The 20,168-nt window shown below is 62.3% G+C and carries 17 protein-coding genes and 1 tRNA gene; 16 read left to right on the top strand and 2 right to left on the bottom strand.

Annotation, left to right across the window (positions count from 1 at the left end):
* Window positions 1-405: 405 nt before the first annotated feature.
* Window positions 406-3,042: an Rne/Rng family ribonuclease gene (locus tag C2138_RS07830; RefSeq protein ID WP_108516848.1), complete on the top strand. Its 2,637-nt coding sequence runs from the start codon at window positions 406-408 to the stop codon at window positions 3,040-3,042.
* Window positions 3,043-3,070: 28 nt separating this feature from the next.
* A complete protein-coding gene (locus C2138_RS07825) occupies window positions 3,071-4,249 on the top strand; it encodes a hypothetical protein (RefSeq protein ID WP_159078173.1) in 1,179 nt (392 codons plus the stop codon).
* A gap of 27 nt (window positions 4,250-4,276) precedes the next feature.
* On the opposite strand, the gene C2138_RS13815 is transcribed toward C2138_RS07825, so the two are convergent.
* Window positions 4,277-4,552, bottom strand: a complete 276-nt coding sequence (locus tag C2138_RS13815) for a DUF4031 domain-containing protein (protein ID WP_269844845.1) — start codon at window positions 4,550-4,552, stop codon at window positions 4,277-4,279.
* Window positions 4,553-4,935: 383 nt separating this feature from the next.
* On the opposite strand from C2138_RS13815, the gene rplU reads away from it, so the two are divergent.
* The 13 genes from rplU (at window position 4,936) to C2138_RS07755 (ending at window position 14,832) form a co-directional block, all read left to right on the top strand.
* Window positions 4,936-5,244: a 50S ribosomal protein L21 gene (rplU, locus tag C2138_RS07815; protein WP_108516843.1), complete on the top strand. Its 309-nt coding sequence runs from the start codon at window positions 4,936-4,938 to the stop codon at window positions 5,242-5,244.
* A 28-nt stretch (window positions 5,245-5,272) separates the two neighbouring features.
* Window positions 5,273-5,530, top strand: a complete 258-nt coding sequence (gene rpmA / locus C2138_RS07810) for a 50S ribosomal protein L27 (protein ID WP_108516841.1) — start codon at window positions 5,273-5,275, stop codon at window positions 5,528-5,530.
* Window positions 5,531-5,622: 92 nt separating this feature from the next.
* Complete coding sequence (gene obgE / locus C2138_RS07805) at window positions 5,623-7,200, top strand: GTPase ObgE (RefSeq protein ID WP_108516839.1); 1,578 nt, start codon at window positions 5,623-5,625, stop codon at window positions 7,198-7,200.
* A complete protein-coding gene (proB, locus tag C2138_RS07800; protein WP_108516837.1) occupies window positions 7,200-8,030 on the top strand; it encodes a glutamate 5-kinase in 831 nt (276 codons plus the stop codon). The genes obgE and proB overlap by 1 nt, the downstream gene beginning before the upstream one ends.
* 39 nt (window positions 8,031-8,069) lie before the next feature.
* The gene (locus C2138_RS07795; protein WP_108516835.1) at window positions 8,070-9,338 is read left to right on the top strand and encodes a glutamate-5-semialdehyde dehydrogenase; all 1,269 of its coding nucleotides are present in this window, start codon (window positions 8,070-8,072) and stop codon (window positions 9,336-9,338) included.
* A 61-nt stretch (window positions 9,339-9,399) separates the two neighbouring features.
* On the top strand, window positions 9,400-9,597 hold the full coding sequence (locus tag C2138_RS07790) for a hypothetical protein (protein ID WP_108516833.1): 198 nt from the start codon (window positions 9,400-9,402) through the stop codon (window positions 9,595-9,597).
* A gap of 15 nt (window positions 9,598-9,612) precedes the next feature.
* On the top strand, window positions 9,613-10,215 hold the full coding sequence (gene nadD / locus C2138_RS07785; RefSeq protein WP_108516832.1) for a nicotinate-nucleotide adenylyltransferase: 603 nt from the start codon (window positions 9,613-9,615) through the stop codon (window positions 10,213-10,215).
* Between the two features lie 158 nt (window positions 10,216-10,373).
* Window positions 10,374-11,780, top strand: coding sequence for a hypothetical protein (locus C2138_RS07780; protein WP_159078172.1), 1,407 nt, complete (start codon window positions 10,374-10,376; stop codon window positions 11,778-11,780).
* Window positions 11,781-11,820: 40 nt separating this feature from the next.
* Window positions 11,821-12,222 (top strand): ribosome silencing factor, encoded by a 402-nt coding sequence (rsfS, locus tag C2138_RS07775; RefSeq protein ID WP_108516828.1) that lies wholly within the window; start codon window positions 11,821-11,823, stop codon window positions 12,220-12,222.
* Between the two features lie 3 nt (window positions 12,223-12,225).
* The gene (locus C2138_RS07770; RefSeq protein ID WP_108516827.1) at window positions 12,226-13,227 is read left to right on the top strand and encodes a hypothetical protein; all 1,002 of its coding nucleotides are present in this window, start codon (window positions 12,226-12,228) and stop codon (window positions 13,225-13,227) included.
* A gap of 86 nt (window positions 13,228-13,313) precedes the next feature.
* Window positions 13,314-13,387: transfer RNA gene (locus C2138_RS07765), tRNA-Ala, on the top strand.
* On the top strand, window positions 13,346-13,780 hold the full coding sequence (locus C2138_RS13920; protein ID WP_338418821.1) for a helix-turn-helix domain-containing protein: 435 nt from the start codon (window positions 13,346-13,348) through the stop codon (window positions 13,778-13,780). The genes C2138_RS07765 and C2138_RS13920 overlap by 42 nt, the downstream gene beginning before the upstream one ends.
* 557 nt (window positions 13,781-14,337) lie before the next feature.
* Window positions 14,338-14,832, top strand: a complete 495-nt coding sequence (locus C2138_RS07755; protein WP_108516825.1) for an alpha/beta hydrolase family protein — start codon at window positions 14,338-14,340, stop codon at window positions 14,830-14,832.
* A gap of 48 nt (window positions 14,833-14,880) precedes the next feature.
* Here C2138_RS07755 and C2138_RS07750 read toward each other — a convergent pair whose 3' ends face one another.
* Window positions 14,881-15,726 carry a DUF4365 domain-containing protein gene (locus C2138_RS07750; protein WP_108516823.1) on the bottom strand — a complete coding sequence of 282 codons (846 nt, stop codon included), beginning with the start codon at window positions 15,724-15,726 and terminating at the stop codon, window positions 14,881-14,883.
* A gap of 1,222 nt (window positions 15,727-16,948) precedes the next feature.
* Between C2138_RS07750 and C2138_RS07735 the strand changes: the two genes are divergently transcribed.
* The gene (locus C2138_RS07735; RefSeq protein WP_108516818.1) at window positions 16,949-19,801 is read left to right on the top strand and encodes a hypothetical protein; all 2,853 of its coding nucleotides are present in this window, start codon (window positions 16,949-16,951) and stop codon (window positions 19,799-19,801) included.
* Window positions 19,802-20,168 lie beyond the last annotated feature (367 nt).

The following is a 20,168-nucleotide window of genomic DNA, read 5'->3' as shown; positions in this document are numbered from 1 at the left end:
GGTGCGGCGCGATAGCAATGCGACTCCGAATGCACCACTCTCGGCCCAACGTGCGATAATTTGATGAAGTCCACTCCGAGCCGCGCTCGGAGAGGCAACCAAGAAAAGCTTTCCGGTCTGCGGGCCGCGGTTCGATCTGGCACCTGGCGACACTTACCGTCGCAGGCTAGACGCACCGCTCGTGCAGCACCGAACAGATGTGACAGAAGACGAGCAAGACAGGGCCCATCCGGTCGCAGCAGCACCCGTGAGTTCGCCGCAGAGTCGGCAGGAGCCGCAGGCGCTGCGCACTGATCCGCCCCGCTTGTTACGTAAGGATTAGCGCCAATTCGTGAAGCGCGAGTTGACGCGAGAGATTTCCGAAGGGTAGCGCGGCTGCCTGGTTCGGCTAGGAGTGCACCAGCGATGGTGGATACAAACGAAAACAATGACGGCACACAGAAGGATGGGGTTCGCAAGCGAGTTCGACTGTTCGGTTCGCGCCGAAAGGCTGCCGAGAAGACAGTGACCGCCCCGAGCACGACTCCTGCGATCGTTGAGGAGGCCATCGTGGCCGAGCCCATTCAGCAGCCCACCAACGAGACCGCACCGGCAGTCGAGGCTCCGGTAGTCGAGAAGGCCGCGGAAGTTGATTCCTCTTCGCCTGAGCCTGTTCAGGCGAAGACTACGCGTGCCCGCGCCCCGCGCAAGGCGAAATCAAGCGAAGTGAGCCCTGACGCTTCGGCAGATGACGCAGCTGCGCCCACGGAAGCGACGGCCCCGCTCGTTGCCCGCTCCACGACCTCGCTGTTCTTTAAAGCGCCAGATCTGCCGACGATGGTTCCTCCGTCGGATTCCCCTGCGCGCAGCAACCACGATGATGAGGACGAGGAGCCATCGTCGTCGGCTCGTCGGCGTACTCGGCGCCGTTCCAGCGAGGACGACGCACCTGAGTCGGAGCGCTCCGCGACCGTAACTCGCACCCGCGCGCCACGGGTGCAGCCGGAGCCTTCGAACGAACCGCAGAAGGTGCGCGGCTCGACCCGCCTTGAGGCCAAGAAGCAGCGTCGCCGTGATGGCCGTGATGCGGGTCGCCGCCGTCCGGTTGTCACCGAGGCCGAGTTCCTTGCTCGCCGCGAAAGCGTCGACCGCACGATGGTCGTTCGTCAAAAGAACAACCGCATCCAGATCGGTGTTCTCGAGGACGGCGTGCTCGTTGAGCACTATGTTGCACAGTCGGCCGAGGCATCGCTCATCGGCAATGTGTACCTCGGTCGCGTGCAGAACGTTCTGCCGAGCATGGAGGCTGCGTTCGTCGATATCGGGCGCGGGCGCAATGCCGTGCTCTACTCCGGTGAGGTCGACTGGGATGCTGCTGCGGAGAATTCCGCCGAGGGCAAGAACCAGGCGCGCCGCATTGAACTCGCCCTCAAGCCGGGCGACAAGGTGCTCGTGCAGGTCACAAAGGATCCCGTCGGTCACAAGGGTGCCCGTCTCACGAGCCAGGTCTCGCTGCCCGGCCGTTACCTCGTCTACGTGCCGAACGGCTCGATGAATGGGATCAGCCGCAAGCTGCCCGACACCGAGCGTGCGCGCCTCAAGAAGATTCTCAAGGAGGTTCTCCCCGACAACACGGGCGTTATCGTGCGCACCGCCGCCGAGGGAGCCACCGAAGAGCAACTGACGCTCGATGTCAATCGCCTCACGTCGCAGTGGGCCTCGATTAGCGCTGCCCTCGAAACCGTCTCGGCACCGGCGCTCCTTCACAGCGAGCCCGACCTGTTGGTCAAGATCGTCCGTGATGTCTTCAACGAGGACTTCCACAAGCTGGTCATCGATGGCGAAGAAGCTCGCGCCACGATCACCAACTACCTGAGTGCCGTAGCGCCCGACCTCGTCGACCGCATCGAAAAGTACGAGGGTGACCGCGACTCGTTCGACCAGTACCGCATCAGCGAGCAGATCGAGAAGGCGCTCGACCGCAAGGTCTGGCTGCCCTCAGGAGGCTCGCTCGTCATCGACCGCACCGAGGCGATGACCGTTGTGGACGTCAACACGGGCAAGTTCGTCGGATCGGGTGGAAACCTCGAAGAGACCGTCACCAAGAACAACCTCGAAGCCGCAGAAGAGATCGTTCGCCAGCTCCGCCTGCGCGACATCGGCGGCATCATCGTCGTGGACTTCATCGACATGGTGCTCGAATCCAACCGAGACCTCGTTCTTCGCCGCCTCGTCGAGTGCCTGAGTCGTGACCGCACGAAGCACCAGGTTGCGGAGGTCACGAGCCTCGGGCTCGTGCAGATGACCCGCAAGAAGCTGGGTCTCGGTCTCATCGAGTCGTTCAGCGAGGCCTGTGAGGCCTGCGCTGGCCGCGGCATCATCATTCACCACGACCCCGTCGTCAAGCACCGCCAGTCGCCCCAGCCCGAAACGCGTCGCAGCCGCGGCGGCAAGGGCAACAACGGCGGCGGCAATAACAACGGTGGCAACGGTGGCAACTCCAGCGGCCCGCAAGGGGGAGGCGCCGCGGCAGCTGCTGCCCCGAAGACCAGCCCGACCCACGTGATCACGGAGGACGTCAAGAACGCTCTCGCCCAGATCGCCGCGAGCACCATTGCTGGCACGATCGAAGCGGGGACCGCTCACGATGGCGCCTCTGCTGAGCAGAACGCTGGCGAAACACCGGAGCAGGCCCCGGCTAAGTCCGGTCGATCCCGCCGATCACGCTCGAAGGCGTCGACTCCAGCAGCGAGCGAGTCGCCGGCCGAGTCGGCAGAAGCTCCGGCCATGAAGCAGGATGCAGATGCCACACAGAGCGCTTCCCACCGCGAAAGCGTCGAAAGCGTCGAGGTCGTCGAGATCTTGGACATCCCCGTGGTCAAGTCCACGAGCACGGCCAAGCGCGTCAGTACCCGTGATGCCGAGGAGATTCTCGGAAGCCTGCTTGACGCTCTTCCTGAGCCCAAGCAGCCAGGCCAGGGCCGCTCGCGCGGTTCTCGCAGGGCTTCGAGTGCCGGTGTCGTTCAGGCTGGGACAGCTCAGACCGTTACCGCAGAGGACTAGACCGCTGCTGCTGACCGCCGAGTGAGGTATGAGCGCTTCTCCTAGACGCCGAGCAACCGCGATTGTGATCGCGGTGCTCGGCGTCGCCGTGCTTGTGGGTGCGATTGTCGCGGTCACCTGGTGGATGCGTGGCTCGAGCTCAGACGGGGCGTCACCGGCCGAAACACCTGCCGTCGACACTGCGTACGTTCTTGATCGTGCCGACCCGGCAGACGGCGGCGACGATGCGATCGTCCGAGTCGCCCTCGACGGCCCAGACGGCAGTGAAGAGCCTGTCTTTTCTGCTCCACACATCATCGACTTCGCCGTCGCGGCAAGCGATCTCGTCGTCCTCACTGGCGTGCCGGATGGGGCAGGGGTCGTTTCGGAGCACTCTCTAGAGATCGTGAGCGCAGCGGGAGGCTCACCGCGCCCCGTTGAGCTACCTGGCGCCGGGACAATCGATCTTCTCAGCGCGAGCGAAAGCGGCCTCGTCGGGTTCACCTTTACGAGCGCCGGTGATCCGCTGGATCGCGAGTACGCGGCAACGCTCATGTGGTTCGATCCGCAATCGGATGCCGCCCCGCAGGTTGTCGAGGGAGAAGGGGGAGCTCCGATCGAGACGGCGGCCTGGCTGTGGAGCGGCGATGCCACAATGCTCGCCGTGGGTTCCGATGAGGAGCTTGTGCTCCTCGACCCGGTCGACAACGCGGTGCTCGAGTCTTTCGGTGAGTGGGAGGGGCTCGAGGCGGTCGCCAGCGACGGTCTCACCGCAATCGTGCGCGACCATCACGACACCGTCTTGCTTGGTCTCTCCGATGCTTCGTCCGAGAGCCGGGAGGGGACTCCGTTTGGGCCAACTCCGCTCGATGAGCGAAGCGTCTTCGGCGGCAGTGTCCAGTTTCTGGGAGATGGCCCCGAGCGCATCCACAAGATCGGTGTCGTTGACCCCGAGAGTGGACGCGTCGACTCGATGATCGTGCTTGACGATGGAGCCACCCCTCGGGTTCTTTATGCCGCCGCCGAGGGAGAAGGCATCGACGGGTTTTCCGTCTCTCCCGATGGCCAGCTGGTGGCCGTCGAGGTGGTTCCCAATGTTGCCGCTATGGTTTCCGATGCGTACTACCCCTATGCCAGGGCGACGTCCATCGTCACTCGATTTGTTGATGTCGCAACGGGTGAGGTTGTGCGCGAGACGCCTGGCTTCGGCGTGGAGTGGGCGCGATAAGCGGTTTCGGCGACATCCGATGCTCGCTCACTGCGGGGGCAAACGGCGATCTCGCTGCCTGACCCTGAGCCCGCTGTCCCGGAGCCTTGTGACTAGCTCCCGGTTGCTCACGGGATGAGCTCCCAGCTCAACGAGCGAGGAGTAGCGTTCGGCTGGCACGTCGTAGTGATCGATGTCGAAGCTCCGGGCAGCGAGGCCAGCCTTGGCTGCGAAAGCATGTAGCTCGTCGAGTGTCGAGTCGCTGACGACGTGCGCCCACAGGGTGCCGTGCGCTGGCCACATGGGCTGATCGATCAGAATCACAGGCACCTCGTGTCGTCGTAATTTCCCCGACAAGAGTAGGCCGCGGCCGCCCTCCGCGCTTGAATCCGGCTCCCAGAGAAGGGGATAAGGGCGCGTCTCGCAGCAGAACCCGCAAACTCGGTCTATTCTTATTGCGTGAGGTTCGTCTCTGGCGTTCCTCTGATCGTGCTTGCGGGCACGCTCCCTGGCTGTGGCTTCTGTTGCAACCGGTGGGGTAGTCCGCTTTCGGGTATGCTGGACTCGGTTTGACCGGCAGAACTGCATCGACTAGCATTGATCCTTGGCGTGCGCTGGCAAAGCCCGCTTTCAACGCCGAATTCTTCATCGAAGCGACAGCTTCGTGTGAAATCGAGACGCTTCTTTCAAGTAGTTAGGGTTCCCAAGTGGTTTACGCAATCGTGCGCGCCGGTGGTCGGCAGGAAAAGGTCGAGGTCGGCACCGTTGTGGTCCTGGACCGCATCGCCGCCAACAAAGACGGCAACATCGAGCTGGCACCCGTGCTGCTCGTTGACGGCGACAAGATCACGCACGACGCCAAGTCGCTTGCGAAGGTCACGGTCACGGCAGAGGTCCTCGGCGACCTTCGTGGCCCCAAGATCGTCATCCAGAAGTTCAAGAACAAGACCGGTTACAAGAAGCGCCAGGGCCACCGCTCGGAGCTGACCCGCGTCAAGATCACCGGCATCAAGTAAGTCATCCGAGAGCATTAGGGGCTGAGAAATGGCACATAAAAAGGGCGCATCGTCCACTCGTAACGGCCGCGACTCCAACGCACAGCGCCTCGGCGTAAAGCGTTTCGGCGGCCAGGTCGTCAGCGCGGGCGAGATCATCGTTCGCCAGCGCGGCACGCACTTCCACCCCGGCGTCAACGTCGGCCGTGGCGGCGACGACACCCTGTTCGCTCTTGCCGCTGGCTCAGTCGAGTTCGGCGCGAAGGGCGGCCGCAAGGTTGTCAACATCGTGGCGGCCGCCTCCTAAGGCGTTCAACACTTCACACGTGGGGCGAGCTTCGGCTCGCCCTTACGTGTTTCTCCACTGGCCTCACGGCCCGAACAGATAAGGATCACGCAATGGCAACCTTCGTGGACCAAGTGACCCTGCACCTGCGCTCGGGTCATGGTGGCAATGGCTGTGTCTCAGTAAAGCGCGAGAAGTTCAAACCTCTCGCGGGCCCTGATGGCGGAAACGGCGGCAACGGCGGCGACATCGTCATCGTCAGCGACGCCCAGGTGACGAGCCTCCTGAACTACCACCGCTCTCCGCACCGCACTTCTGACAACGGCCAGCCCGGTATGGGCGATCACCGTGCCGGCCTCTCCGGCGCAGAGCAAGAGCTTCCGGTGCCCGTGGGCACCGTGGTCAAAGATGCGTCCGGCGAGGTTCTCGTCGACCTCAACGAGCCAGGAATGCGCATTGTTGTCGCCCCTGGTGGTCAGGGAGGGCTCGGCAACGCTGCTCTTGCTAACACCAAGCGCAAGGCTCCCGGATTCGCTCTGCTCGGGACTCCGGGCTGGGAGGGAGACATCCTTCTCGAGCTCAAGGTCGTCGCAGACGTGGCGCTTGTCGGTTACCCGTCCGCAGGCAAGTCGAGCCTGATTGCGGCGATGTCGGCTGCCAAGCCCAAGATTGCGGACTACCCGTTCACCACGCTTCACCCGAACCTCGGTGTTGTGGAGGCGGGGGAATCTCGCTACACGATCGCCGATGTTCCTGGCCTCATCGAGGGCGCCAGCGAGGGCAAGGGCCTCGGGCTCGAGTTCCTGCGGCACGTCGAGCGGTGCAGCGCCCTGGTGCATGTTTTGGACTGCGCAACCCTCGAACCGGGTCGCGACCCGCTGAGTGATCTCGACATCATCCTCTCTGAGCTCAGCTCCTACGAGGTACCCGCGGGTCAGACTCCGCTCCTTGAGCGTCCACAGGTCGTCGTGCTCAACAAGGTTGATGTGCCCGATGGTCGGGATCTCGCCAGCCTCGTGCGGCCCGAGCTTGAGGCGCGGGGATACCGCGTCTTCGAGGTGTCGGCTGTGAGCCGCGAGGGTCTCCGCGAGCTGTCCTATGCGCTCGGCGCGCTGGTAGACGAAAACCGCGCCGCCCTGGCCGCCAAGCCCGTGAGCGAGCGCATCGTGCTTCGCCCCCGCGCCGTCAACGACGCAGGGTTCGAGGTCAAGGTGGAGGGCGGAACGCACGGCAACATCTACCGCATCATCGGTGGCAAGCCGGAGCGCTGGGTTGCCCAGACCGATTTCACCAACGACGAGGCCGTGGGATTCCTTGCGGATCGCCTTGCCAAAGCCGGTGTCGAGAACGCCCTCTTCAAGGCTGGCGCTATCGCCGGCTCCACCGTGATCATTGGACCGGGCGAGGGCGTAATCTTCGACTGGGAGCCGACGATGACGAGTGCGGCCGAGCTCTTGACCGGCCCCCGTGGCACGGACGATCGTCTCGGCGAACGTATCCGGCCCACCCGAAATGCCCGTCGCGAAGCCTACTTCGAGCGCATGGATGCCAAGGCCGCTGCGCGCGCCGAGCTCATTCGTGAGCGTGAAAGCGGTCTCTGGCATGATGACGAGGGATTCGCCGTCGACCGCGACCGCGGCGCGGACGGCATCTCAGACCACACAACCGATTCGGACGACACTCAGGACTGATGACAGCGCACCCCTCCACCAGCAGCATTCCGACTCTGAGCCTCGTCTCCGCACGTCGGGATATCCCGAATGCACGTCGGGTCGTTGTCAAGGTGGGGTCCTCGTCTATCAGCGGCGAGAACGCCGGTCAGGTCAACCATTTGATCGACGCTCTCGCCGAAGCGCACTCCCGGGGAACCCAGATCGTTCTGGTGTCGTCGGGGGCGATTGCGACGGGGCTGCCGTTTCTCAAGCTCGATGGGCGCCCGACCGATCTCGCGACCAAGCAGGCTGCCGCTGCCGTCGGCCAAAACGTGCTCGTCTTTCGGTACCAGGAGAGCCTGCGCCGCTACGGCATCGTGGCTGGCCAGGTTCTGCTCACCGCGGGCGACCTTGAGCTCGCCGAAAACCGCGCGAATGCTCGACGAGCGATGGAGCGTCTGCTTGACCTGAGGATTCTGCCGATCGTCAACGAAAACGACACCGTTGCCACAGAGGAGATTCGGTTCGGTGACAACGACTCGTTGGCCGCGCGAGTCGCTCGACTCATCAACGCCGACCTGCTTGTGCTGCTCTCCGATGTCGAAAGCCTCTACACGAAGCCGCCGTCGGAGCACGGAGCGGAGGCCATCCACGATGTGGCCTTCGGAGATCCGTTGAGCTCGATTGAGTTCGGCGGAATCGGGGAGGCTGGCGTTGGAACGGGGGGCGCCCGCACCAAAGTTGCCGCCGCGCGGCTTGCCGCTGGCGCCGGAACTCCCGTTTTGCTCACGGCGACGGGCCTCGTGCACGAGGCGCTGAGAGGCGCCGACATCGGAACGTGGTTCGCAGCGGGTCCGCCCGAAAAGTAGGTCGATCGGTCATCGTTCCCCGGCGATACGATGGGGAGCATGACTGAGCAGAGCGTGGTTGCGCCTACCATCACCGACAAGCTGGTTGCCTCTCGTGAGGCGTCTCGGCATCTGGCGACGGCTACGGCGCAGGTCAAGAACGCTGCCCTCGAAGCCATTGCCGCCGCGGTGCTCTCGGGCGCAGAGCGAATCCTCGCCGCCAATGAACTCGACGTGGCTAACGGCCGCGAAAGCGGCATGAGCGAGGGACTCCAAGACCGCCTACGGCTCACCGACGCTCGTTTGCAAGGGCTGGCGGATGCTGTGCGCGACGTCGCTGCCCTGGTCGACCCGGTCGGCCAGGTTGTGCGCGGGTCGACCCTGCCCAACGGCATCCACCTCACCCAGGTGCGAGTTCCTTTCGGCGTGGTGGGCGCCATCTACGAAGCCCGGCCCAATGTCACGATCGACATCGCATCCCTTGCTCTCAAGAGCGGAAACGCGGTTGTGCTGCGGGGCGGCAGTGCGGCGCAGAATTCCAATGGTGTGCTGGTCGAGCTCATTCAGGAGGCGATCGTTTCGGTGGGCCTGCCTGCCGAGCTCGTCCAAACGATCGATGAGTTCGGTCGTGAAGGGGCGAAGGACCTCATGAGGGCGCGCGGGCTGGTCGACGTGTTGATTCCGCGGGGGAGTGCCAGCCTCATCCAGACGGTTGTCACAGAAGCCAAGGTTCCCGTGATCGAAACCGGCGCCGGAGTCGTCCACGTGTTTCTCGACGCCTCGGCAGACCTCGACACTGCGGTCGCCATTGTTCACAACGCCAAGACCCACCGGCCGAGCGTGTGTAATGCCCTCGAAACGCTTCTCGTGCACGCCGATTCTGCCGAGCGGCTTCTGCCGCCCGTTCTGGCCCGGCTCCGCGATTCCGGCGTCACGATTCACGGCGACGAACGAACCGCCGCAATCGTTGCCGATGTTGTGCCGGCGACAGAAGACGACTGGGCTACCGAATACATGAGCCTTGATCTTGCTGTGCGCGTAGTCGACGACATTGATGCCGCGATGGATCACATCCGCCGCTATTCAACTCACCACACAGAGTCGATCATCACGCAGGATCTGACCAGCAGTGAGCGGTTTCTCGCTGAGGTGGATTCAGCGGTCGTCATGGTGAATGCGTCAACTCGCTTTACCGACGGGGGAGAGTTCGGCTTCGGCGCCGAAGTAGGAATCTCCACTCAGAAGCTTCACGCGCGCGGCCCGATGGGGTTGCCAGAACTCACCAGCACCAAGTGGATCGTGCGCGGTTCTGGCCAAGTGCGCAGCTAGACCCTGTCGCACGCGGTAGATTAGGGGGAGTGCCGCGCCCTGGCCACTGAACGGAGAACAAATGTCATTCCTTGCCGTCTTTGCTGCTGAAGAACACCACGAGCTCGCTCCGATGATCATGGATCCGATCTGGTTCCCCATCATCGCCGCAGGAGTCTTTCTCGTTCTGGGCCTCGTCACCTACAGCTTCCGCGACGTTGCGAACCGTCACCAGCACAAGACCGGTGGCTCGGCGCCCCACGCCGGCGATCACCACTAGGCGAACGCCCCAACGATGACCGCGGTCGATCCCGACCTCAGGCGTCCCCGCGTCGGGATCATGGGTGGCACGTTTGACCCGATCCACAACGGGCACCTCGTTGCAGCCAGCGAAGTTGCGCAGCACTTCAACCTGTCTGAGGTCATCTTCGTGCCAACCGGGCAGCCGTATCAAAAGCCGGGTGCGACCGCGAGCGAGCACCGCTACCTCATGACGGTGGTCGCTACCGCGTCGAACCCCTCCTTCACGGTTAGCCGCGTCGATATCGACCGAGACCGGCCGACCTACACGATCGACACTCTGCGGGACCTCCGGGCAGCGCGCCCGGATGCGGAGCTGTTCTTCATCACGGGCGCCGATGCCATAGCCCAGATTTTCGACTGGAAAGACGTGGACGAGCTTTTTGAGCTTGCCCACTTCGTGGCAGTCTCACGGCCAGGTCACACCCTCACTATTTCCGGATTGCCCGAGCAGGACGTAAGCTTGCTCGAAGTGCCTGCATTGGCAATCTCGTCGACGGATTGTCGCAGCCGGGTGGGTCGGGGGTTCCCGGTTTGGTATTTGGTTCCCGACGGAGTAGTTCAATACATCGCCAAACACCATCTGTATCGGAGTTAGACATGACAGCGTGGCATGACCGGCAGCCGCTTTCGCGGAGGCAGGTCAGGAACAGCCAACGCGAGGCCGAGGCCGACGCGGTCTTTTCTGCAGCCCGAATTCAGACGGAGGAGGCTCCGTTGGCAAGCTTCGGAAGCACACATCCCGAGAACTCAGCTATGAACGAACCCGATCGTTTCGACTCGTCAGAAACTCCCACGGTTAGCAATCCGATCGTGCCCGGCGGGCGACGGGCCTTGCGCCTCGCTGCCGAATCAGCACAGGCCGAGAGCTCGTTTCGTGTTCGGGAATTTCGTGTTCGCGAAGAGCCAGCCGTCGCCGACGATGCGAGCTCCGACTCCCTCCCACGCTTTGCCACACCCCTCAGGCCGTTAATGCCAGAAGGGTTGCCGTCGGCACTTGCATTTCTGCCGTCCGCCACCCCCGCCGATGACGGTCGTGCCGAGACCGCTGTTGCTGAAGGCGACCACAACCTTGCGGCGCATGGTGAGCTGTCTTCTGGCGCTGTCGAGTCATCCGAGACGGCGGTCGCGGGAGACACCCCAGACGAGACATCATCGGTTGCGGAACTGCCCACGGGTCGCCCGCTAACCAGACGAGAACTTCGCGCCCTCGAGGCAGCCAGGGAGACGGCAGAGTCGGCACCGACTCAGCCAGAATCCGAGCCCAGTTTCGCACCCCCAATCCTTTTCGCCCCTGCCCCGGAGACGGTCGTTCAGGCATCCTTTGTCGCCAGTGAACTGCTCCCCGCCGAAGAGCCGAGCGCTCAACCTGTGCTCGAGCACAGCTTTGACCTCAGTGCGCCCCCTGAGGCGCCGGTCGTTCTTGGTGACCTTGCCCCGCCCACGGGCAGCCCCCTCGGCACATCCCCGACCGAGCTGCCCACTCTGGCTGAGCTTCTCGCTCCGGCGGAGCCTCAGGCGTTTCTTCAGGCCCCTGCTCCCGAGGCCCCCGCTCCCGAGGCGCCTGCGGCGTTTGTTCCTCAGTTCTCGCTCGCGGATTACCCGGCGCCGACCCCCCTCAACGATGCCATTGCATCCGATCGCGGCGTCGACGTTGTTCAGGCTCCACATTCGGCCCCCGTCGGGCATTGGACGATGCAGCAGGCAATCGACGACGTGACCCAGGGTGGAACTGCGCCCACCTCGCGCGACCTAAGCACGGCAACCGGCCCGATCACCAGCAATGCTCTGGTCATGCCGTCGATCCCGACCGGTGCCGATCTGAGCGTGCCCTTCGCTACGGCGACGGGTGAGGTTCTCATTACGGGCTCCATCAGCCTGCCATCCACCCTTGGCACAACGGGATCCCATCCCGCTCGCTATGACCACTCCGACCTCGATGCCATCATCGATGCGGCCGACCGTGATGACATCGAGGGTGACTCCGCCCCTGTGCGCGCCATCCGCGCCGTCAGCACACACACCTCTCCGCGCGACGTCATCTCGATGTCGCGCAAGTCGGAGGGAAACCGTCTTCCCATCGTCCTCGCGATTACTGCGGGCACAATGATGGTCAGCGTCACCGTACTGGTGGTCGTCGGTTTCATCTTCGGCACCTTCTAGACCCGTGTCTCGACGACACATCTTCACACTTTAGGAATCCGTGACCGCATCACAGCACGCCATCGACCTTCTCGCCATTGCCGCAGCAGCGGCCGACTCCAAGCAGGCGACCGACCTTGTCGCCCTTGACGTTTCTCAGCCGCTTCCATTCGCGGATGTGTTTTTTCTCGCCACCGGCCGCAATGAGCGCAACGTAATCGCGATCGCTAACGAAATCGAAGACAAGCTCATCGAGGCGGGGAGCAAGCCGCTTCGCCGTGAGGGTCGCGCTGAGGGTCGATGGATTCTGCTCGACTTTGGCGACATCATCGTTCACGTCTTTCACGAAGAGGAGCGGGTCTACTACTCGCTCGAGCGCTTGTGGAAGGACTGCCCCGCGCTGCCCATCGAGGTCGCGGAGCGTGCCGAACCGCAGGATGGTGTGGCCGAAGCAACGGAGTAAGGCGTGGCCCTCGACGCGCCCCGGTGGGTCGGGGGTTCGGATGCTGAGAGCCGCCTAGGCGCCGCAGCAGAAACGCTCGGGGGCATCGAGGCGTGGGCGACAAGTCCGGCGCTCGCCCGTCTCGTGCAAAGTTTTGGGGGAGAGCTGCCCTCGCTTCCGCTGCGGGGATTGTTGGCCTGGCTTGACGACTTCTCCGAGCGTCAGTGGGATTTTCGCAAGGGGCGAGAGCGCAATCTCGCCTCTGACGCTGTGCTGACTCCTCGGCAGTGCGACCGCGCGCTCCATTCGGCGCTCGAGCTCGGGTTGCGGCCTTCGCTCCCTCGGAGCGACCACTACGACGTAGCGCTGCTCACGGGCGGCATGGTGCGGGCGGGTGTGGTGAAGCCGCGCTATGCGGCAGAGCTTCGCGCCCGGGGCGTTGACATCGATTCCGTGGTCTTTTTGGGCGCGTTTCGGCCGTTTGCGGGCGACGAATCCGCCACTGCGCTGGCGCTCGGCATCTCGGGCACGGACGAGGTCGATGCGATGGAACAGGGGCTCGTGCGCCAATTCGGTCGTGCCGACAAGGCGGTCGTGCGCGAGGGCTCGTCTGCACATCCTTTGGGGCGCTGGCGGCACTCCACCTGGCAGGGCGCCGGTGGTGGCCCCAGGCTGGGCGTAGTCGCGGCGCCGTCCTCTGAACCGCTGGCGCGACGGGCAAACACCGTCGACACGCTTGAGTTCTGGGCGGAGCGAATTCGTCAACCCCATGAGACATCGGTCCTCGTGATCACGACGCCCAGCTATGTGCCGTACCAGGCGGCATGCGCCGTGCAGGTTCTCGGTCTTGGTCACAACCTCGCCGTGGAGACCGTGGGGGTGAGCGACACCGCAGCGGACCTGGGGGAGCTCAGCCAGCGCTTCGAGCCGCAGCATCATCTTCAAGAGATTCGCTCGGCCATTCGCGGATATCGTGCGCTGGTGGGCAGCGTCGATGCGACGGCGGATGTGCGCGGCAGCGCGTAATTCAAGACACGAACAGAACTCGATTTCTGGCGGACGGCGCTTTGTTGTACTCTTGACAAGTTGCTTCGCGAGAAGCCACACACCGAGGGTCCATGGCGCAGCCCGGTAGCGCACCTGCATGGCATGCAGGGGGTCAGGGGTTCGAATCCCCTTGGATCCACAGAAAGTACTGGTCAGACGGCCATTCCAAAACCCGAACAAGGGATTTGGGATGGCCGTTCGACGTTTATTCGACACTTATTGCTTCCGTACCCACTATTTTCGAATGCCCTCGAGGTGTTCCCGGGTGGGTTCGGGGTCGCTTGCCTACCTCGTAGGTATGACTAGTGAAACTTCTCTCTCCAGCGACTTCGAGTCGGTTCTGTCTATCTCCGAGCTGGCGGCACGTCTCGGCGTTCCGATCCAGACGATCTACGACCTGCGTCATCATGGTCGAGGTCCCCACGTCTTCCGTATCGGCCGGGAGCTGAAATTTCGGGTGTCCGAAGTTGAGGCGTGGCTTCGTCGTTTGGAAGAAGACGACGAACGACGATCGCGGCTAGGGCGAGGCTAATGGCCGGTCGGCCTCACACGGCTATTGGCACCTACGGGCTGATCGGTGTTCGCCGCCACGCCGGCCGGTTCCTTGTCGCCACACGATACAGGGACGCCGAAGGGGTAGTAACCGCACGGGCCGAGTCCCAATCCGCAGCCAAGGCGAACCTCAAACTACGGTTGCTGAATCGCCCGGGATTTGGAAGGTCCGGGATGCTCTCGCTCAGCAGTTCCTACCGGGGATGCGGGCATCCTGGAGTGGCATCAATTTTTTGAGTCCACAGGATGCCGGGCTCGAAGCTACGGACGTCAATGTACCGACAACCGAGGGCCCAGCGCCAGCATGGCTGACCCCCAGTCCGGAGAACTCTTCGAGCATGTGGGTGATCCATATCCACGGACTCGGAAGCCCTCGAGCGGGAACACTTCGGGGGGTGCAGGTCGCTATCGGGGCCGGATTGACCTCCTTGGTGGTGAGTTATAGGAACTACGGGGAAGGTCCCACCGTAGGTACCGGGCGCTCGGAGCTTGGTGCGGCTGAGTTGCAGGACGTGCGAGCCGCTATCCGCTTCGCTCGTGAAAACGGGGCTCCAGGTCATCCTCTTCGGCTGGTCGATGGGCGCTGCCATCGCGCTAAAGCTCGCGGATGAGCCTGAATTTCTCGACGTTGTGGCCGGGCTGATACTTGAATCGCCCATCCTGGATTGGGTGTCCACGCTCAAGGCGAACTGTGCACGAGCTGGACTCCCCGAGTGGATTACGCTGTTGGCATTGCCATGGCTCTGCTCTCGGACTCTGTCACGCGCAACCGGTCTCCAAAACCCGATCAACTTGCGACGGTTTGCGTGGCTCGCGCGAGCCAACGAGTTGACCGCTGTAATACTCATCGTCCACGGACGTGGAGATACGTCGTCACCGGTTGAGCTGGCTGCTCGTCTTAGCTTTTTGCGTGTGGGCCTCGTCAACCTCGAGGTCTTCGACGCAGATCACACGATGACCTGGTACTCGGATCGCGAGCGCTGGCGCGAGGCCATCTTTTCTTGGGTAAAAGCCGTGGAGAGCATCGGATAGCCACTGCAGTGTCGGCCTGACACAGCGGACCTTTGTCCGTTGCAACGCTCAATGGATATGGGACTGCAGTGTCTCCATGGCTCTGCCTAGGCCGTTGAGCCGAAACTGAAATCGAAAGCTTGCAGTGTGAGCGTCTAACGGTGACTTGATGAAACGACGCCGTAGCGCTTGGATCGGCTCGATGATCTCGTCCTCGCGAATTGTGTAAAAGTCACCGTCTATTAGCTCCGCCCAGGGGAGCAGCTCTTCTATTCTTTCCCGCTCGTCCTGTCCAGGAGATCGCAATCGATCGAATATCGAAAAGATTCGACCGTCGCTTTCCCAAACGGTCATCGAAAGATCGCCTTCAGCGGTCACTCGTGCAGTTCCCGAATATTTGTCTTGGGAGGACAGCTTGGGCGTTGTAACCCAGAGGGCGTGTAGTTGATCAGGCACCGGTCCTCGCTTTGCAATGCTACTGAGGGCGGGCAGCGCTTCTTTCTCAAGCTGCTGATCGTGCGGAACTACAATTTCGAAGTAGCGATCGGGGGACGGAGTAGCCGGTTTACTAAGCGCGGCCAGCTCTACCAGCGCCCAAGTAATCGACGCCTCTGGTGCATCGTGCACGACCATGAGCACGGGAAGAGAATGATCCAGCCACATATCGGCGTGCTCGCGAGAGATTGGCACCACAAACCCACGCCTCTGTCGGCGCGCGGAATTGGTGTCCTCGGTTGACTTGATCTGAATCGCAATCAGTCGTCCGGAAGGCCTACCGTCGTCGACTACTTCAACGTGCGCGTCAATCCCATAGTCGAGTTCCTTCTGAGACCGAAATATCCATCCGAGGTTGAGAACCCGTTGGCCGACGCCGAACTCACCCGCCGCGCCAATCGCTGCTCGTGTAAATGTCATGAGGCAAACTTAACAGTAGGAGCCCTCTGAACGGCCCACTCCTCTTGCAGATCGAGGTGGCGCACCTCTTCTGCAATGACGGAGGAGGGTGCCGTGACGGTGTCGATGCGGGTGATGAGTGCCGGGGACGGGTACAGGTACCTGCTTCGCACGGTCGTGGTTGGGGACGGGAAACGCTCGCTGTCGACGCCGCTGACTCGCTATTACAGTGCTCAAGGTACACCGCCCTGGGAGGTGGCTGGGAAGGACTTCGAGGCCTCGGCAAGCGCCGGCTCAAGAATGCGGGACTTCCGCCGAAACAGCTTCATCCGGCAGCCGTCGCCGAACGGCGAGCCAGCGAAAAATCAGCCGAAGTCTACTTCAACGATCCGGGACTTACCGAGCACGTGCGACAGGCCGACATCTTTACGGAGACGCTGACCAAGCAGTGCTCGAGAACGGACCTCGGATGCGCGCGTTCGCACAGTCCTACTCGGCAATCCACGGGCGCGCGGGGCTTCCTCCGATTGCTTTAGAGGACACTACCTGGGCCCGCTGTTGAATTCGTCCTGGCACACTTGGATGGCATGCATCTGTTGACCAGTCGAGACGTCGCGGCTGGGGTGCGCAGTTCGAGGGCAACGGTGCACCGAGTGGAACGAGAACAGCAGTGGGAGTTGCTGGTAACGATGACTGTCGCATGCAGTCCGTCATCGCGGTCGTCTAGAAACGGATGCCGCTATCGAGAATCGGGCTCGGTTCCATGCCGGCAGACCACAAATTGCCGCCGACGGTGGTTCGATTCGCCCTCCAAGAGGTATCAGCAGATGCGTCCACCGATCGCTTGACACTTGGTGACATGCGGCGTGCCTACCAGGCGTCGAAGCTCCGGGACCTGCTTTCTGTAACCGCCACCGAGCCCGCAGCGAGGCTGGCACCGAATGGCCCTGCCGACCCGACCACGGGAAGGCTCGGACGCGCATAGTGATTCTTGCGTGGTCGTGACTGGCACCATTCTGATCACGGCATTTCGGTGAATGCTGCGTGTTCGGAGACCGCCCGTGCGAGCGCGCTGTAGCTATCCTGGTTGCAATCCCCAGCATTCCCGTCGACGTGTATGGTGCGAAGAAGATGCAACAATTCTCATGTCGTCGGAACTGTCGTGTCAAAATGTCGGTGGCTCCCACAAAGATGAGGGGAGTGGCAAGTTTCGCCGCCATGACCTGGGGGAGGTGATGTTCGAATGTCGATCGTTCAAGCCACCACTACCATCGATTTGCTGGCATACCTCCATCAGAAGCTTCACGAGCACTTCACTGATCTCCACGGCAAGCGCGACTCGTTGGCGCCGCCTTCTCCGGTCTTTGCGTTGGAACACGCTCTAAGTCAGGCCGACTATCAGCTTCTCGAAAGCAGCGTCCGCTCGGCTATCTCGAGCGGGCTCGGCGCGAAGTATCGGACTTGGTGGCTGCCCTTCGTGGTCTACGCCGCCGAGTCCGGCTACGACTACGTCGGCAACGAGTATTGGACGAGCTTTGAGACCGCAACGCCGGGCTGGCAATCTGACCAGCGCCACTGGATCAAACTCTGGTTTTCCAAGTTCGCCCACGACTACGGCGGCGTAGTACCGTCCGGGGCGTTTGCTAAGACATTCACGATTATTTCCTGGCCGCTTAGCCACGCTGTCCTGCCGGTCTATTTGCAGCGGCAACTCGCGCAACTTCTGTTCGAATTCCGGGCAGGTCTAACATCGACGCTGCTGAATGACCTGGATGAATTGGGTGAGCGCCTAGCAGTGCGCGCTCACCTATACAGCGACCGCTTCCGCATCTTTTGCCAGAATACTGCTTTGCTGGGGCGCGTAGCTGCGGCACTGCTGTCGGGCGAAGAAGAAGAGTCGCCTTATCTGGTGAAGTCGACACTTGACCGGCTGGTAGAAGGTCTCTCGAGAGAAAGAGAGTCTCGGCAATGGCTCGCTTCGGCGCGGCAGGCGGCCAGTCGTGTTCGCTCCAGTGGCTTCGGCGGAAGCCGGATGACTGGCCGAAAGACTGCCACGCTCGCACGACAACCGCTCGCCACGGATCCCAAGTTGTTTATGCGCCTGCTTGATGGTGTTTGGAACGCTTACGCAGAACTGCCGGACATGACCTCTCTCAGCGAGCGCCTCCCGCACGTCTATGAAGAACTTCGGTCGTGCCGAGGGGTCGTGACTGGTGCCAGTAGGCCAGTGCCTAAAGGCGGCCTCGTGTTCCCAGGGCAAGAAGTTCGATTCGACTCGTGGCCTGATCCGTTGCAACCGTTCGTGACACTCGAGCGAGGTTCTGGCGCCGTCAACACCATCCTCGCCGACCAGTGCGTAATTTCCCGAGGGCCGTGGTGGCTATACCGAACCCAGGGAACTGGACTAGCGGTCGAGGTGAAGGGGGGATTTCTCCGACCGAGCCACAGTTACATTCTCGTTGGAGCGATTGAGCAGGCTCCTCCACCTCTGCCCTGGTGCGAACCCATTCCCTTGCGCGCGACGGGCGCTGCAGCGTATCGACTCGATGTCCCGGAGCAACTAAGCGAGAATGACGCTGCACTTCTTGTCTCCATAGGGCTGTCAACGCTTTCCACGATCACAGTTCGCCCTGTCGGGATCGTCGCGAGTTCTTGGGATGGTGAGGGCGCGGCGGAATGGCTGGCCGGTGAGTCCGCAATCATCGGGATCCGATCAGAGCTGATACCAGTCCGCTGTCTCGTAACAGTCGACGGACATCCCCACTTTGTGCCGTGGTCAGAGGGGCATTCTGAGCTGATCCTTGCCGTTGACGAGTTGGAAGTGGGTGCGCACTCAATTAGCGCCGTCGTCATCGGCGCCGACGATCGTGAACTTTCGACCGGCGTGCTGGCCATCACCGTACGTGATCCGCTGGTTCGACCCGAGAACGCAAGTAAGGGTGAGGGAATTCGCATGCTGGCATCGCCGGCACGCCCGACGTTGGCCGAACTTTGGGACGGGCGCGCGACCATCACGGTCGATTGTGCGCCGGGCGCATCGGCAGAGATTGTCGTACGTCTCCGCAATGCAGAGAACGCCGAGATTGCGCTGATCCGTCGAAAAGTCGTGCTGCCGATCGATGGCGACGAGTGGGCTTCGCTTGCCGAAATTATTCGTGCAGATCGACTTTTTGGAAACGCGTACGAGGATGCTGAAGTGTGCGTGATTGAAGCGCACCGTGACGGCCTTGGCTTGGCATCTCTGACTTTTGAACGCGGCTTTCGACCCCTTCGATGGCAATTTCTGAAACGTGGTCGAGGTGATGAGAAGATAGCCAAGCTCCACGACCGGACTGACGGCGGTGATACGGAAGTCACCTACTTCGCGGTCGAAACTCCATTCAAAGGGATTGTCTGCGAGCGGGGAAACCCGGTTCCGCTTTTGCCCCGCGGTGGACTGCTGTGTGCCACAGCTGGCGACGCACGACTGGCAGCGCTCGCTCCGACCAATCCGAACGCAGTTCTGGCCCTCGGAAGAGCGAATCCATCCGTCCCGGAACTGAGTAAGACGATTGCGGGAGTGATGAGCTACGTCGACGCACACCACATGTGGGCCAGGGCCGAATTGCCCGCTGATGCGTTCGCTGTACACGAACAGGGTGACGTGCTTGACGCGATTGCACGCGCGAATGCAAGCGTTCTTGGCGGATCTCATTGGGCTGCTCTGGAACGAAAGCTGGCGCGGGCAGAGGAACCGGCTGACTATCTTGAGGAGATGCAAGAGTCGGTGGGCATCACCGCGAGCCATAAGTCCCTTGCAGCAGACATAGGTCGGAACTTGTATCGGTGGTCAGAGCCAGTCAGTTTTGTTTCTGGTTTCGACGAGGTACTTGCATCCACTCTGAAAGAGAACGGGGTAGCCAACCAGCCGTCTGCCGCTCGCTTTCTCCTAACTTTCGCGGGCCAGCCGGGTCGCATTATCGCCTGGTCGGCGAACGACCGGGTTGCTCTTCTCCGTAATGTCATCGACTCGCCTGTGCTCTTGCGAGCGGCGCGGTTTGCGGTGCTTGGGACTCGCGCGCTCAACGATCCTCAGTTCGTCGGGAGAGGCTTCTGATGGCTGTATCCAACCTAAGCGCGGCTGAGGCGTCCGCACTGTCGGTTCGGATCCTTGGACTCGACCATGAAACGGTCGGCCTCGCGAGCCGAGAGGGGCTTTCCGCATCGCTCAGACGTGCTGCATCATTTATGTGCCCCACCAGTCCCAGCCGACTCGTCAGCGCGGTTCTGGGCGCTGTCAGCCCAGTTTCAAGTGATGGCGAAGTTACTCGCGAGAGACTGACAGATCTGCTCGACTTGTTGGTGGCGGCAGGGGATCTGCTTGAGTTGAGACGAGACGAAGATCGTTCAGTCCGACTCCTATACCTTGGTCCACCTTCGTACATCGAGCGAGAACCAGGAACGTATCTCATCTCGGGAGTTCG

Origin of the sequence: Salinibacterium hongtaonis, from assembly GCF_003065485.1 — a bacterium.
Taxonomy (GTDB): domain Bacteria; phylum Actinomycetota; class Actinomycetes; order Actinomycetales; family Microbacteriaceae; genus Homoserinimonas; species Homoserinimonas hongtaonis.
The sequence above is the reverse complement of the archived record's forward strand: the minus strand, read 5'-3'. Positions and strand labels throughout refer to the sequence as shown.

Coding starts and splice junctions, on each gene's coding strand:
- C2138_RS07830 (WP_108516848.1), top strand. CDS start 406: ATGGTGGATACAAACGAAAACAATGACGGCACACAGAAGGATGGGGTT.
- C2138_RS07825 (WP_159078173.1), top strand. CDS start 3,071: ATGAGCGCTTCTCCTAGACGCCGAGCAACCGCGATTGTGATCGCGGTG.
- rpmA (WP_108516841.1), top strand. CDS start 5,273: ATGGCACATAAAAAGGGCGCATCGTCCACTCGTAACGGCCGCGACTCC.
- obgE (WP_108516839.1), top strand. CDS start 5,623: ATGGCAACCTTCGTGGACCAAGTGACCCTGCACCTGCGCTCGGGTCAT.
- proB (WP_108516837.1), top strand. CDS start 7,200: ATGACAGCGCACCCCTCCACCAGCAGCATTCCGACTCTGAGCCTCGTC.
- C2138_RS07795 (WP_108516835.1), top strand. CDS start 8,070: ATGACTGAGCAGAGCGTGGTTGCGCCTACCATCACCGACAAGCTGGTT.
- C2138_RS07790 (WP_108516833.1), top strand. CDS start 9,400: ATGTCATTCCTTGCCGTCTTTGCTGCTGAAGAACACCACGAGCTCGCT.
- nadD (WP_108516832.1), top strand. CDS start 9,613: ATGACCGCGGTCGATCCCGACCTCAGGCGTCCCCGCGTCGGGATCATG.
- C2138_RS07780 (WP_159078172.1), top strand. CDS start 10,374: ATGAACGAACCCGATCGTTTCGACTCGTCAGAAACTCCCACGGTTAGC.
- C2138_RS13920 (WP_338418821.1), top strand. CDS start 13,346: ATGGCATGCAGGGGGTCAGGGGTTCGAATCCCCTTGGATCCACAGAAA.
- C2138_RS07750 (WP_108516823.1), bottom strand. CDS start 15,726: ATGACATTTACACGAGCAGCGATTGGCGCGGCGGGTGAGTTCGGCGTC.
- C2138_RS07735 (WP_108516818.1), top strand. CDS start 16,949: ATGTCGATCGTTCAAGCCACCACTACCATCGATTTGCTGGCATACCTC.